The following is a 13,405-nucleotide window of genomic DNA, read 5'->3' as shown; positions in this document are numbered from 1 at the left end:
TTAAATGGATATTTTCGTCCAGCAGGTTCTCAACGGGCTGGTGCTCGGCAGTGTGTACGCCATCATCGCGTTGGGATACACGATGGTGTACGGCATTCTCGGCATCATCAACTTCGCGCACGGCGACGTGCTGATGATCGGCGCGATGGTCGCGCTGTCGGCCATCACCGTGCTGCAGAACCACTTTCCCGGCCTAGGCAACGTCGCGACGCTGACGATCGGCCTGGGCATTGCCGCGATCGTCTGTGCGTTCGTCGGCTTCACGATCGAACGCGTCGCGTACCGGCCGCTGCGCCGCGCGCCGCGCCTCGCGCCGCTGATCACCGCGATCGGCGTGTCGATCCTGCTGCAGACCGCTGCGATGATCATCTGGTCGCGCAACCCGCTGCCGTTCCCGCAATTGCTGCCGACCGACCCGATCAACGTGATCAAGGCCACCGACACGACGCCCGGCGCCGTGATCTCGGTCACCGAAATCGTGATCATCGCGGTCGCGTTCATCGTGATGGGCGGCCTGCTGCTGCTCGTGCACAAGACCAAGCTCGGCCGCGCGATGCGCGCGATCGCCGAAAGCCCGAATACGGCGAGCCTGATGGGCGTGAACCCGAACTTCGTGATCTCCGCGACGTTCATGATCGGCTCCGCGCTCGCCGCGCTGGCCGGCGTGATGATCGCGTCCGAATACGGCAACGTGCACTTCTACATGGGCTTCATCCCCGGCATGAAGGCGTTCACCGCCGCGGTGCTCGGCGGGATCGGCAACCTCGGCGGCGCGATGGTCGGCGGCGTGCTGCTCGGCCTGATCGAACAGCTCGGGGCCGGCTACATCGGCAACCTCACGGGCGGCGTATTCGGCAGTAACTACCAGGACGTGTTCGCCTTCGTCGTGCTGATCATCGTGCTGGTGTTCCGTCCGTCGGGCCTGCTGGGCGAACGGGTCGCGGACCGCGCGTAACGGAAGGGGAGCAAACGACATGACATCCATTCAACCGATCGAATCGTCGACGTCGCTCGTCGAAGAGCGCAACACCGCCAAGACCGTCGTCATCGGCCTTCTTACCGCCGTTCTCGTGATCGCCGCGCCGATCGTGATCGGCTCGGCCGGCGGCAACTACTGGGTCCGCGTGCTCGACTTCGCGATGCTGTACGTGATGCTCGCGCTGGGCCTGAACGTGGTGGTCGGCTTCGCCGGCCTGCTGGACCTCGGCTACATCGCGTTCTACGCGGTGGGCGCCTACACGGCGGCGCTCTTGAGCTCGCCGCACCTGACCTCGCAGTTCGAGTGGATCGCGGCGCTCGCGCCGAACGGCCTGCATGTGCCGTTCCTGCTGATCGTGCCGATCGCGATGGCGCTGGCGGCGACCTTCGGGATCCTGCTCGGCGCGCCGACGCTGCGCCTGCGCGGCGACTACCTGGCGATCGTGACGCTCGGCTTCGGTGAAATCGTCCGGATCTTCATGAACAACCTCGACCGTCCGGTGAACATCACCAACGGCCCGAAGGGGATCACGGGCATCGATCCGGTGCACGTCGGCGGCTTCAACCTGTCGCAGACGCACTCGCTGTTCGGCTTCCAGCTGCCGTCGGTGTACATGTACTACTACCTGTTCGTGCTCTGCTCGCTGCTGGTGATCTGGGTGTGTACGCGTCTGCAGCACTCGCGTATCGGCCGCGCATGGGCCGCGATCCGCGAAGACGAGATCGCCGCGAAGGCGATGGGCATCAACACCCGTAACGTGAAGCTGCTCGCGTTCGCGATGGGCGCGTCGTTCGGCGGCCTGTCGGGCTCGATGTTCGGCGCGTTCCAGGGCTTCGTGTCGCCCGAGTCGTTCACGTTCTGGGAATCGATCGTCGTGCTCGCGTGCGTGGTGCTCGGCGGCATGGGCCACATCCCGGGCGTGATCCTGGGCGCGGTGCTGCTCGCGATCTTCCCGGAATTCCTGCGTTCGACGATGAGCCCGCTGCAGCACGCGCTGTTCGGTCATGACATCGTCGATACGGAAGTGATCCGTCAGGCGCTGTACGGCCTCGCGATGGTGATCATCATGCTGTACCGCTCGGAAGGCTTGTGGCCCGCGCCGAAGCATGAGGACAAGATCGCGAAACTGGCGAAGCGCAACAGCAAGAAGCCGGTGCGCGCTTAACCTACGGACAAGGGGATACACACATGAGCGACAAGCAAATCCGACTGTCCGTCTCGGGCGTGAACAAGCGCTTCGGCGGGCTGCAGGCGCTGTCCGACGTCGGCCTGCAGATCAAGGAAGGAGAGATCTACGGCCTGATCGGCCCGAACGGCGCCGGCAAGACCACGTTCTTCAACGTGATCACGGGCCTCTACACGCCGGACTCCGGCGACTTCAAGCTGGACGGCACGAACTACACGCCGACGGCCGTGCACCAGGTGGCCAAGGCCGGCATCGCGCGTACGTTCCAGAACATCCGCCTGTTCGGCGGGATGACGGCGCTCGAGAACGTGATGGTGGGCCGCCACGTGCGCACCAAGCACGGTCTGCTCGGCGCGGTGTTCCAGACGCCGGCCGAACGTCAGGAAGAGCGCGAGATCAAGGAACGCGCGATCGAGCTGCTCGACTACGTCGGCGTGCTGCAGTACGCCGACTACACGTCGCGCAACCTGTCGTACGGTCACCAGCGTCGTCTGGAAATCGCCCGTGCATTGGCGACCGACCCGAAGCTGCTCGCGCTCGACGAGCCGGCAGCCGGGATGAACGCGACCGAGAAGGTCGAACTCACGCGCCTGCTCGACAAGATCCGCTCGGACGGCCGCACGATTCTCCTGATCGAGCACGACGTGAAGCTCGTGATGGGGCTGTGCAACCGGATGACGGTGCTCGATTACGGCAAGGTGATCGCCGAGGGTCTGCCGCAGGACGTGCAGAAGAATCCGAAGGTGATTGAGGCATATCTCGGCGCAGGGGTGCACTGATGGCAGCGGCAATGTTGAAAATCAAGGGCTTGCAGGTCAACTACGGCGGCATCCAGGCCGTCAAGGGCGTTGACATGGAAGTCCGTCAGGGCGAGCTCGTGACGCTGATCGGCGCGAACGGCGCCGGCAAGACCACGACCATGAAGGCGATCACCGGCCTGAAGCCGTACTCGGCGGGCGACATCGAGTACGACGGCAAGTCGATCAAGGGCGTGCCGTCGCACGAACTGCTCAAGCGCGGCCTCGCGATGGTGCCGGAAGGCCGCGGGATCTTCGCGCGGATGTCGATCATCGAGAACATGCAGATGGGCGCGTACCTGCGCAACGACAACGACCAGATCAAGAAGGACGTCGACCGGATGTTCGGCTTCTTCCCGCGCCTGAAGGAACGGGCGACGCAGCTCGCGGGCACGCTGTCGGGCGGCGAGCAGCAGATGCTGGCGATGTCGCGCGCGATTCTGTCCAAGCCGAAGCTGCTGCTGCTCGACGAGCCGTCGATGGGGCTGTCGCCGATCATGGTCGAGAAGATCTTCGAAGTGGTGCGCGAGATCTCGAAGGAGGGCATCACGGTGCTGCTGGTCGAGCAGAACGCACGCCTCGCGCTGCAGGCGGCCGACCGCGGCTACGTGATGGATTCGGGCACGGTCACGATGGAAGGCGACGCGAAGCAGATGCTTGACGATCCGAAGGTGCGCGCCGCGTATCTGGGCGAGTAAGCGATGGAGTGAGCGGGCCCGGTTGCGCAGGTCGCACCGGGCTGTCGAAAAGCCGTTACGGGAAGAAACCGTGACGGCTTTTTTCGTATTGGGCGATTCGCGTTGAACAGTGCGCGCAAAGGCGACTCCATTCGACTGTTGCGCCGGCCGGTCGCCGGCAAACCGACACACGGGCCGCGTAGCATCGATGACCCATCGGCACACGGAGAACACACATGAGTCTGGACTACGGTTTCGTGAAGGCGAAGGTGACGTCGGTGGCGAAGCTGAAGGGCTCGCCGCACGGCAGCGAGATCCAGTATCACGTTCACCTGACGCTGGCGCTGCCGGCAGGCGACTGGGACGTCGCGATCAACGTCGGCACCAACGATGCGGACGACCTGCTGAACTACAAGCTCGTCTACGATTTCCACCATCCGGTCACGCAGACGCTCGCGGCCGCGGCCGAAGGGTACACGGACTTGACCGGGCAAACGGCGCTGCCCGCGCTTGACTACCTGCGCAGCGACATCCTGAACGAGACGGGCGCGTGGCGCGCGAGTGCGGTGATGGACGGCACCGAGCATCCGGAGCCGATCCCGTCGCTGCTGCGGCTCGTGAACGCCGCGCAGTCGCAGGAGCTCGACGTCGTCGTGTTCGGGCGCACCTATGCGCAAGGCAACGGGATCCACGACGCGCACATGAACCAGGGCTCGACGGGCCCGAACTACCTGCATCGCGCGGGCGACGACCACAACGATCATAACGACGTGTGGCAGGACGGCGCGCTGCTCGTGCGCGTGAGCGACACGCAGTGGGCCGCGTATTTCGCGGCGTTCGAGCAGCAGGCCGTGCCGACCGACGCGCTCGGCAATCCGCTGCCGGGCGCGGGGCCGATCACGCGCTGAGCCGCGCGGCTGCCGGCGGCGTTTTACGCGACCGGCAGCGTCTTGCCGAACGAGATGCGTTCCTCGACGCGATAGCCGAGCGCCGCGTAGAAGCGGCATGCGTCGTCGTTGCCGGGCAGCACCTGCAGGTTGATCTTCAGGCAGCCGCGCGCGGCGAGCGCGCGTTCCGCATGCGCGATCAGCGCGCGGCCGACGCCGAGCCGGCGCGCGTCGTTCGCGACGCCGAACGAGTAGAGCCAGCCGCGATGTCCGTCGAAACCGGCCATCAGCGTGCCGACGACGCGCGCGCCGCTGGTCGCGACGAAGAACAGCTCCGGCTGCGTCGCGAGCTTCAGCTCGATCGATCGCAGCGGATCGCGGTGCGGCGGCGCACCGGCCTCGTCGTACTGCGGGAACGCGTCGCGCCATACCGCGAGCACGGCATCGGTGTCGGCGCGTTCGAACGGGCGGATCGCGACAGCATCGGCGGCGGCATCCATCGCGGCGGTCTCCTTACAGCGTGTCGAGGATCGACCGCAGCATCGCCATCATCTGGTCGATTTCTTCGGTCGTCACGTTCAGTGCCGGCATGAAGCGCAGCAGGTTCGGCCGGGCGGCGTTCAGCAGCAGGCCGTCGGGCTGCATGTCGCGCGCCTTCTCGACGATCTGCGGGCCGATGTCCTTGCCGAGCAGCAGCGCGCGCAGCAGGCCTTCGCCGCGTTCGCCCTCGAAGCCGCGTTCCTCCGACAGCTCGAGCAGCTTGCGCTTCAGATACTCGCTGCGCGCACGCACCCCTTCGAGGAAGCCGGGTGCGACGAGCTGCGAGATCACCGAATAGCCGACCGCCGTCATCAGCGGGTTGCCGTTGTACGTGCCGCCCTGGTCGCCGGCCTCGAACACCGCGACGTCGGCCTTCGACAGCAGCGCGCCGAGCGGTGCGCCGCCGCCGATGCCCTTCGCGAGCGTCATGACGTCCGGCTCGATGCCGGACAGTTCGTACGCGAACAGCGTGCCGGCGCGGCCGCAGCCGCTCTGCACTTCGTCGACGATCAGCAGCAGGTTGTGCTGCTTCGTCAGCGCGCGCAGCGCCTGCATGAACTCACGCGTGGCCGGGATCACGCCGCCTTCGCCCTGGATCGGTTCGAGCATCACGGCGACGGTCTTGTCGGTGATCAGCTTCTCGACCGACTCGATGTTGTTCAGTTCGGCCTTCGGGAAGCCCGGCACCTGCGGCGCGTAGATCGTGTCCCAGCCCGGCTTGCCGCTGGCCGACATCGTCGCGAGCGTGCGGCCGTGGAAGCTGTGGTCGAACGTGATGATCTCGTACGCGCCGTTCCTGAACTTGCGGCCCCACTTGCGCGCGAGCTTGATCGCGCCTTCGTTCGCCTCGGCGCCGCTGTTCGTGAAGAACACCTTGTCGAACACGCTGTGCTGCGTGAGCAGGCCCGCGAGCTTCGCCATCGGCTCGTTGTAGAACGCCGGCGACGGGTTCAGCAGCTTGTCGGCCTGCGTCTTCAGCGCCTCGACGATGCCGTCGTTGCAGTGGCCGAGGCTGTTGACGGCCCAGCCCTGGATGAAGTCGAGATAGCGCTTGCCCGTGTGATCGTAGAGCCACGAACCCTTGCCGTGCGTAAACACGATGTCGGGGCGGTTCGTGATGTACATCAGCGAGTCGATCGGATAATCGTTCAGGGGCATGGCAGCAGACTCCAGCGGGCGTTGAAAGGGAAACGGGCAATAAAAAAGCCACGGAAGGCCGTGGCTGGTGGGTCGAACAGCTTGTGCGTAACCGGTGAAGCGGAGGAAGGTTACGCGCGAGTCCGTGACGAGCCGGCGGCATCCGGGCGGAGCGGCGAGCGGCGACGTCGGAGAGCGGACAGGAAGCGGTTCATGTGCGCAAGCATAAGGCATCCCGCGCCCCACTGTAAACCGCCGCGATGCCACGGATGTGACACGGCGGCGCGCAGCGGGCGCGCGGTGCTTAGACCGGATGCGCGAGATCGGCGGCGCTCGTGAACGAGTCGGCGTAGAACTCGTCGGCCGGCAGCGCGTGGTGCTGCGTGAAGTCGCGCTGCGCGGATTCGACCATCACCGGCGCGCCGCACGCGTACACCTGGTTGCGGCGCGAGCCGTCCTTCAGGATGAATTCGACGTACTGGCCCGCGAGGTATTGCAGGCGTTCGTTGGCGGGCAACTGCAGCTTCACGACCATCACGTCGTCCGCCTTGCGTTCGAGCGCGGCGATCCGGCACGGCAGCTTCTTCACCTGCACGCCGTCGACGCCTGCGATCTCGCGCACGTCGATCTCGAGATCGCATTGCGCGGTCGAGCAGCACAGCAGCGCGAGGCCGCGCGTGCGTTCGTCGTTGGACAGCGCCGACGCGGCGTGCGGGCCCTGTTCGATCTGGCCCGACACGATCTGGCCCTTGCAGGAGCCGCACGCGCCGTTCTTGCAGCCGTACGGCAGATGGACGTTCTGGCGCAGCGCGGCCGCCAGCACGGTTTCGTCCGACTCGACCTGGAATTGCCGGCCGCTTTGCTTGAGAGTGACGTTGAATGCCATAGAACCAAACTAGAACAAAATGGGGGAACCGTGCATGTCGCGCACGGCAGCTACAATGCAAAGCCGTTGCGCGTCGCGCAACGGCGGCTACTGATTTCGCAACCAAACATGATCGCGACACGAATCCTGCGCCGGCCGCGCGTACTGATCGTCGGCTGCGGCGACGTCGGCATGCGCTGCGTCGCGCAATGGCGCGACGCGCGCCGCAATCTGCGCATCCTCGCGCTGACGAGCCACCCGGCCCGCCGCGACGAACTGCGCGCCGCGGGCGCGACGCCGATCGTCGGCGACCTCGATCGCCCGGCGACGCTCGCCCGCCTCGCGGGCCTCGCCCGCACGATCCTGCATCTCGCGCCGCCGCCGTCCGACGGCCGCGACGACCGGCGCACGCGTGCGCTGATCGCCGCAACGTCCATGCCCGCGCGTCGGCCATCGACCCCGCCGGCACCGGCGGTCGGCCGGCTCCGAACGCTGCGCTGCGCGGCGCGACAGGCCGGCACGCCCGTTCGGGGAGCGCGTATTGTACCCGACGGCCTTCGCGCGCCGAGGCTGGTCTACGCCAGCACGACGGGCGTCTACGGCGACTGCGGCGGCGCGCGCATCGACGAAACGCAGCCGCTGCGCCCGGCGAACGCGCGTGCGTTCCGGCGCGTGTCGGCCGAGCGGCAACTGCGTGCGGCGACGGTGCGCGGCGTGCTGTCCGCGCGCATCGTGCGCATTCCCGGCATCTACGCGGCGAACCGCCTGCCGGTCGCGCGGCTTGAGCGCGGCACGCCGGCGCTCGAGCCGGCCGACGACGTGTACACGAACCACATCCACGCGGACGATCTCGCGGCGATCCTGCGCCGTGCGGCCGAGCGCGGCAAGCCGGCGCGCGCCGTGCACGCGTCGGACGACACCGAACTGCGGATGGGAGAGTATTTCGACCGGGTCGCGCAGGTGCTCGGCCTGCCGAAGCCGCCGCGCATCAGCCGCGCGGACGCGGAGCGCCTGCTCGAGCCGACGCTGCTGTCGTTCATGCGCGAGTCGCGGCGCCTGTCCAACGCACGGCTCAAGGCCGAATTGTGCGTGACGTTGCGCTATCCGACCGTAGACGATTTCCTTCAAACGCTCGCGCCCGGCAGCGCGTCAGGTGAGCGCCGGTAACGCCTCGATCAGCAGGAAGCACAGCAGCGCACCGATCAGCGCGCCGATCAGGTTCGGATGATATTTGTGCTTCAGATGCATCGTGGCCAGCAGGCCGCCGATCACGACGACACCGAGGACCGCGAACGCGATCATCACCGACGACAGTTCGAAAGAATGGTTGACGTTCATGATGCCTCCCCCTGCATTGCTGCTCTTGCAGCTTGTGATTTCAGTATAGCGGGGGAACCTGCGGCCGAGACGCAGCCGGACATCGAACGGTCGTGCGGATTTTCCCTTACAGGGTTTGAACGGGATTGCGCAGCATTGAAAGGTCGGCTTCGTCGAGCCATCGCCACGCGCCCGGCGCGAGATCGGCCGGCAGCACGAAGCCGCCGATGCTTTCGCGGTGCAGCAACTCGACGCGGTTGCTCGCCGCCGCGACCATCCGCTTGACCTGGTGGTACTTGCCTTCGAGCACGGTCAGCGCCAGCGCGTGCGTGTCGCGGGCCTCGGCGGCGACGGCCGCGATCGGCTTCGGCTCGCCATGCAGCTGCACGCCGGTGCGTAGCGCGTGCAATTGGGCGTCGTCGAGCGGGTGGCGCACGGTCGCGACGTAGGTCTTCGGCACCTTGCGCTTCGGCGACGTGTACGCATGCACGAACTGGCCGTCGTCGGACAGCAGCAGCAGGCCGGTCGTGTCCTGGTCGAGCCGGCCGACGCACTGCACGCCGCGCGCGACCAGCGGCGCGGGCAGCAGGCTGAACACGCTCGCATGGTGCTGCGGATCGCGCGAACACTCGTAGCCGGCCGGCTTGTTGAGCGCGAGATACGCGCGCGCATGGAACGGCCATGCCGTATCGTCGACCGAGAACACGAGGCCGTCGGTGTCGAAGGGGGCGTCCGGGTCGGTCGCGGCAGCGCCCGCGACGGCGACGCGGCCTGTTTCGATCAGACCGCGGCACTGGCGGCGCGAGCCGAAGCCCTGGGTGTAGAGAATGCTTTCGAGATCCATAGCGCGCGCATTCTATCAAGCACCGGCGTAGGGACGGCATGAACGCGCCTGCGCTGGTAAGCTGCCGGGACGCCGCGCGGCGCGCGGCGCCCGTTCATTCTTCACGGACAGTCCATGCCTTTCGATTCATTCCGGTTCGGCCGCCATGCGGCCGCCGTCATCGTCGCCGCGACCGTTTCGTCGGCCGCGTTCGCGCACGCGCATCTCGCGAAGAGCGACCCGGCGGCGGGCGCGGCGCTGGCCGCCGCACCGGCGGCCGTCACGATCGACTTCACCGAGCCGCTGGAGCCGGCATTCAGCTCGATCGTCGTCGTCGACGGCGACGGCAAGACGGTGTCGAACGACCGCGCGCGCATCGACGCGTCGAACCGCAAGCGGATGACGGTGCCGCTCGCGGCGCTCGGCACCGGCGCGTATACGGTGAAGTGGGTGGCCGTCGCGACCGACGGGCATCGCACGCAGGGCGCATACGGCTTCAGCGTGAAGTGACGCAACGGCGGCGGCAGGCCCGTGCCTGGGTTGCCGCTCGCCTTTATCCGACAGGGAGGCTCCCGCATGAATCCGACGACGCTCGACGCACTCGCCGATTTCCCCCGTCAGCTCGAAGCGCATTTCGCGGCCGTGCCCGACGGCTACGCGCGCTGGACGCCCGACGACTGGGCCGGCATCCCGAGCGAGCATTTCTCGCCGCTCGGGCAGCTGTGCCACGTGCGCGACATCGAGATCGACGGCTATCACGTGCGGCTGCGGCGCATGCTCGACGAAGACCACCCGCTGCTCGTGTCGATCGACGGCGACGCGCTCGCGATCGCGCGGCGCTACGACGATGCGTATGCATCCGACGTGCTCGCGGCGATCCGCGACGCACGACGCGAGACGCTGGAATGGCTGTCGCGCCTCACGCCCGAGCAGTTCGAGCGTACCGGCGCGTTCGACGGCTACGGTTCGCTGACCGTGCGCGGGCTCGTCCACTACCTGTGCAGCCACGACCAGCAGCATCTGGCCGGCATGCAGTGGCTGCTCGGCAAGATCGACGCGGCGCTGTACGCGCGCTGAGCCGGCCGGGGGCTGCGCAGTCCGCAGTCGATCGGTCGCAGAATCCGGCGTCGCCGTCGGTGCGGCAGACCACATTACCGGGCTTCGATTGGCTCGGTTTTCTGGATAATCCATCCAGCCGCGGCCGGCTGACCGGTGCGTCGCATATGCCTACACTCCTAGCTTCGTCCAACGAAAAAAGGAGTCAACCGTGGCAACTCATACGCTCGCAGACAAGGTCGTCCTGATCGCAGGCGGCGCAAAGAATCTCGGCGGCCTGATCGCCCGGGACCTGGCGGGCCACGGCGCGAAGGCGGTGGCGATTCACTACAACAGCGCGGCGTCGCAGGCGCAGGCCGAGGAGACGGCCGCCGCGGTGCGGGCGGCCGGCGCACAAGCCGCGACGTTCCAGGCGGACCTGACGACGGCCGCCGCGGTCGAGCAGCTGTTCGACGACGCGAAGCAGCGCTTCGGCAAGATCGACATCGCGATCAACACGGTCGGCAAGGTGCTGAAGAAGCCGTTCACCGAGATCAGCGAAGCCGAGTACGACGAGATGTTCGCGGTCAACAGCAAGTCGGCGTTCTTCTTCATCAAGGAAGCCGGTCGGCACCTCGAGGATCACGGCAAGCTCGTCACGCTCGTGACGTCGCTGCTCGGCGCGTTCACGCCGTTCTACGCGGCGTACGAAGGATCGAAGGCGCCGGTCGAGCACTTCACGCGCGCGGCGTCGAAGGAGTACGGCGCGCGCGGGATCTCGGTGACGGCCGTCGGGCCGGGCCCGATGGATACGCCGTTCTTCTATCCGGCCGAAGGCGCCGATGCGGTCGCGTATCACAAGACGGCCGCCGCGCTGTCCCCGTTCAGCAAGACGGGGCTGACCGACATCGAGGACGTCGTGCCGTTCATCCGCCATCTCGTGACCGATGGCTGGTGGATCACGGGCCAGACGATCCTGATCAACGGCGGCTATACGACCAAGTAACGGGGCCGCTTGCGGCCGCGCGGCGCACCGCACTGGCGCGTTTGCGTGGACAATGGACGGGCGCGCAGCCATGAGGCCGCGCGCCCGTTTTCTCTGTGCCGCCGAAGCCGGCCGCGATGCGCGGCGGCCGGCGCCGACCGTCGTTCGAACCCGGGTTTCCCGCCGATGGACAAGCTGGATCAGGTCAGGATCTTCCTGCAGGTTGCCGAGATGGGCAGCTTCATCAAGGCCGCGCATGCGCTCGACGTGCCGCGCGCAACCGTGTCGGCGGCCGTCCAGCAGCTCGAGACGGCGCTCGGCACGCGGCTGCTGCACCGCACGACGCGCCAGGTGCAGCTGACCGCCGACGGCGCGTTGCTGCTCGAACGCGGCCGGCGCCTGCTCGCGGAGGCCGACGAACTCGACCGCCTGTTCCGGCGCCGCGACCGCGACGTGGTCGGGCGGCTGAACGTCGACGTGCCGAGCCGGATCGCGCGGCGCGTCGTGGCGCCCGCGCTGCCGTCGCTGTTTCGCCGCCACCCGAAGCTGCAACTGTCGCTCGGCTCGACGGACCGCACGATCGACCTCGTGCAGGAGGGCGTCGACTGCGCGATCCGCGTCGGGCGGCTCGCGGACAGCAGCCTCGTCGTGCGGCCGCTCGGGCAGTTCACGCTGATCAACTGCGCGAGCCCCGACTACCTGCGCGAGTGCGGCGTGCCCGAGCATCCGGATGCGCTCGCGCACGGGCACTGGGCGATCGGCTATGCGTCGCCGACGACGGGGCGCGAACTCGGCTGGGAATACTGCGCGAACGGGCAGCGGCACACGTTGGCACTGCCGAGCCGCGTGATCGTCAACAACGCCGAAACCTATATCGCCGGCTGCGTCGCGGGAATGGGGCTGATCCAGATTCCGCGCTTCGACGTCGAGCATTTGCTCGCAAGCGGTGCGCTCGTCGACGTGATGCCTGGCCACCGCGCCGAGCCGATGGACGTGTCGGCCGTGTATCCGCACCGCCGGCATCGCTCGAGGCGGCTCAATGCGTTCATCGAGTGGTTCGGCGCGTTGATGGCGGAGGCATTGAACGACGCGGGCGCGAGCGACAGCGGCGACTGACAGCGGCATCGTGCCGGTATCCACAGGCCGTCCGTCGTTTACCGGCCCGTGACGCCGGCGCGACGCGGCGGCCCGTGCGACGAGCGCGCCGCGCGCGCTCAGGCGGCGAACTGCCGCATGCGCCCGGTGGCCCGCACCGCGTCGATCAGCGCGGCGCCGACGCCTGCGGGTTTCGACGCGAATGCGTAAAAGCGGGCGGCCGGCAGCGCCGGCAGGCCGTCGTGCGGCCCGCACGCGCGCAGGCCGTCGCGCAGTTGGCTGCGCGCGAGCGCCGTGACCGCGAAGCCGGCGAGCGCGGCCGACATGCAGCCGGCCATGCTCGCGCTTTCGAACAGCACGCGAAACGGCCGCAGCGCCGCCGCGAGCGTGGACACCGCGGCTTCCCGGTACACGCACGGTTCCGGAAACAGCGCGAGCGGCACGCCTTCGTCGGCGTCGAGCGCCGTATCGGCCGCGAAGGCCCACACGAGCGGCTCCTCCCACAGCAGTTCGCCCGGCGTGTCGACCTGTCGGCACTGCTTGCCGAACACGACGTCCAGCCGGCCCAACGATTGCTCGCGCAGCAGCGACGCGGTGATCCCGACCTTCAGTTCGATCGATGTGCGCGGATGGCGGTCGCGGAACGTGCGCAGCACCTGCGGCAGCCACGTGCCCGCGAAATCCTCCGACGCGCCGATCCGCAGCGGCCCGTGCGCCGGCGCGCCGCGCAGCCGCGCGCGCACCTCGCGCTCCATGTCGACGATGTTGCGCGCGTACGCGTACAGCGTGTCGCCGGCCGGCGTCAGCGCGATACGGCGTGTCGTGCGCGCCAGCAGCACGGTGCCGGCCGCCTGTTCGAGCCGCTTGATGTGGCCGCTGACGGCGGACGGCGTCAGCGCGAGGCGTTCCGCGGCCGGCGCGAACCCACGGCTGTCGACGACTTCGAGAAAGGTGCGCAGCAGCGCGATGTCGAGCGCGGTGGACGCGGGGTCGGTCGGCGGTTCCATGGATCGATTCAACACAATATTTGACGAGTGAATCATGATACTCCGCGAATCGTGATGAAAGGCCGGCCTACCATC

General features: G+C 67.7%; 16 protein-coding genes. 10 read left to right on the top strand and 6 right to left on the bottom strand.

The window, feature by feature from the left end:
- Positions 1-4 precede the first annotated feature (4 nt).
- From HWX14_RS31620 to HWX14_RS31600, 5 genes are all read left to right on the top strand, one after another.
- On the top strand, positions 5-955 hold the full coding sequence (locus tag HWX14_RS31620) for a branched-chain amino acid ABC transporter permease (RefSeq protein ID WP_175886139.1): 951 nt from the start codon (positions 5-7) through the stop codon (positions 953-955).
- Between the two features lie 19 nt (positions 956-974).
- Positions 975-2,144 (top strand): ABC transporter ATP-binding protein, encoded by a 1,170-nt coding sequence (locus HWX14_RS31615; RefSeq protein ID WP_175886138.1) that lies wholly within the window; start codon positions 975-977, stop codon positions 2,142-2,144.
- Positions 2,145-2,167: 23 nt separating this feature from the next.
- Entirely contained in the window at positions 2,168-2,944 is a 777-nt protein-coding gene (locus HWX14_RS31610) for an ABC transporter ATP-binding protein (RefSeq protein WP_050017531.1), read from the top strand.
- Positions 2,944-3,660 carry an ABC transporter ATP-binding protein gene (locus HWX14_RS31605; RefSeq protein WP_050017530.1) on the top strand — a complete coding sequence of 239 codons (717 nt, stop codon included), beginning with the start codon at positions 2,944-2,946 and terminating at the stop codon, positions 3,658-3,660. Before HWX14_RS31610 ends, HWX14_RS31605 begins: the two co-directional genes overlap by 1 nt.
- Before the next feature lie 215 nt (positions 3,661-3,875).
- Positions 3,876-4,547: a DUF2278 family protein gene (locus HWX14_RS31600; RefSeq protein ID WP_175886137.1), complete on the top strand. Its 672-nt coding sequence runs from the start codon at positions 3,876-3,878 to the stop codon at positions 4,545-4,547.
- A 23-nt stretch (positions 4,548-4,570) separates the two neighbouring features.
- Here HWX14_RS31600 and HWX14_RS31595 read toward each other — a convergent pair whose 3' ends face one another.
- From HWX14_RS31595 to HWX14_RS31585, 3 genes are all read right to left on the bottom strand, one after another.
- Entirely contained in the window at positions 4,571-5,026 is a 456-nt protein-coding gene (locus HWX14_RS31595; RefSeq protein ID WP_175886136.1) for a GNAT family acetyltransferase, read from the bottom strand.
- A gap of 13 nt (positions 5,027-5,039) precedes the next feature.
- A complete protein-coding gene (locus HWX14_RS31590; protein WP_175886135.1) occupies positions 5,040-6,224 on the bottom strand; it encodes an acetylornithine transaminase in 1,185 nt (394 codons plus the stop codon).
- A 283-nt stretch (positions 6,225-6,507) separates the two neighbouring features.
- Positions 6,508-7,089 carry a 2Fe-2S iron-sulfur cluster-binding protein gene (locus HWX14_RS31585; protein WP_175886134.1) on the bottom strand — a complete coding sequence of 194 codons (582 nt, stop codon included), beginning with the start codon at positions 7,087-7,089 and terminating at the stop codon, positions 6,508-6,510.
- A gap of 108 nt (positions 7,090-7,197) precedes the next feature.
- Here HWX14_RS31585 and HWX14_RS31580 point away from each other — a divergent pair, with 108 nt between their 5' ends.
- Positions 7,198-8,235 (top strand): NAD-dependent epimerase/dehydratase family protein, encoded by a 1,038-nt coding sequence (locus HWX14_RS31580; RefSeq protein ID WP_175886133.1) that lies wholly within the window; start codon positions 7,198-7,200, stop codon positions 8,233-8,235.
- Here HWX14_RS31580 and HWX14_RS31575 read toward each other — a convergent pair.
- On the bottom strand, positions 8,218-8,406 hold the full coding sequence (locus HWX14_RS31575) for a hypothetical protein (RefSeq protein ID WP_175886132.1): 189 nt from the start codon (positions 8,404-8,406) through the stop codon (positions 8,218-8,220). The two genes, HWX14_RS31580 and HWX14_RS31575, sit on opposite strands and share 18 nt — an antisense overlap.
- Before the next feature lie 106 nt (positions 8,407-8,512).
- Complete coding sequence (locus HWX14_RS31570) at positions 8,513-9,229, bottom strand: 16S rRNA pseudouridine(516) synthase (RefSeq protein ID WP_175886131.1); 717 nt, start codon at positions 9,227-9,229, stop codon at positions 8,513-8,515.
- 114 nt (positions 9,230-9,343) lie between these two features.
- Here HWX14_RS31570 and copC point away from each other — a divergent pair, with 114 nt between their 5' ends.
- From copC to HWX14_RS31550, 4 genes are all read left to right on the top strand, one after another.
- On the top strand, positions 9,344-9,718 hold the full coding sequence (gene copC, locus HWX14_RS31565; protein WP_175886130.1) for a copper homeostasis periplasmic binding protein CopC: 375 nt from the start codon (positions 9,344-9,346) through the stop codon (positions 9,716-9,718).
- 66 nt (positions 9,719-9,784) lie between these two features.
- Positions 9,785-10,285, top strand: a complete 501-nt coding sequence (locus HWX14_RS31560; protein WP_175886129.1) for a DinB family protein — start codon at positions 9,785-9,787, stop codon at positions 10,283-10,285.
- A gap of 190 nt (positions 10,286-10,475) precedes the next feature.
- Positions 10,476-11,249: an SDR family oxidoreductase gene (locus HWX14_RS31555; protein ID WP_175886128.1), complete on the top strand. Its 774-nt coding sequence runs from the start codon at positions 10,476-10,478 to the stop codon at positions 11,247-11,249.
- A 165-nt stretch (positions 11,250-11,414) separates the two neighbouring features.
- Positions 11,415-12,344, top strand: coding sequence for a LysR family transcriptional regulator (locus HWX14_RS31550; RefSeq protein ID WP_175886127.1), 930 nt, complete (start codon positions 11,415-11,417; stop codon positions 12,342-12,344).
- Between the two features lie 98 nt (positions 12,345-12,442).
- Here HWX14_RS31550 and HWX14_RS31545 read toward each other — a convergent pair whose 3' ends face one another.
- Positions 12,443-13,330 carry a LysR substrate-binding domain-containing protein gene (locus tag HWX14_RS31545; protein WP_175886126.1) on the bottom strand — a complete coding sequence of 296 codons (888 nt, stop codon included), beginning with the start codon at positions 13,328-13,330 and terminating at the stop codon, positions 12,443-12,445.
- Between the last annotated feature and the right edge of the window lie 75 nt (positions 13,331-13,405).

It is taken from the genome of Burkholderia sp. BCC0044, assembly GCF_902832955.1.
Taxonomy (GTDB): Bacteria; Pseudomonadota; Gammaproteobacteria; order Burkholderiales; family Burkholderiaceae; genus Burkholderia.
This window is presented reverse-complemented; position numbering and strand designations above follow the sequence as displayed.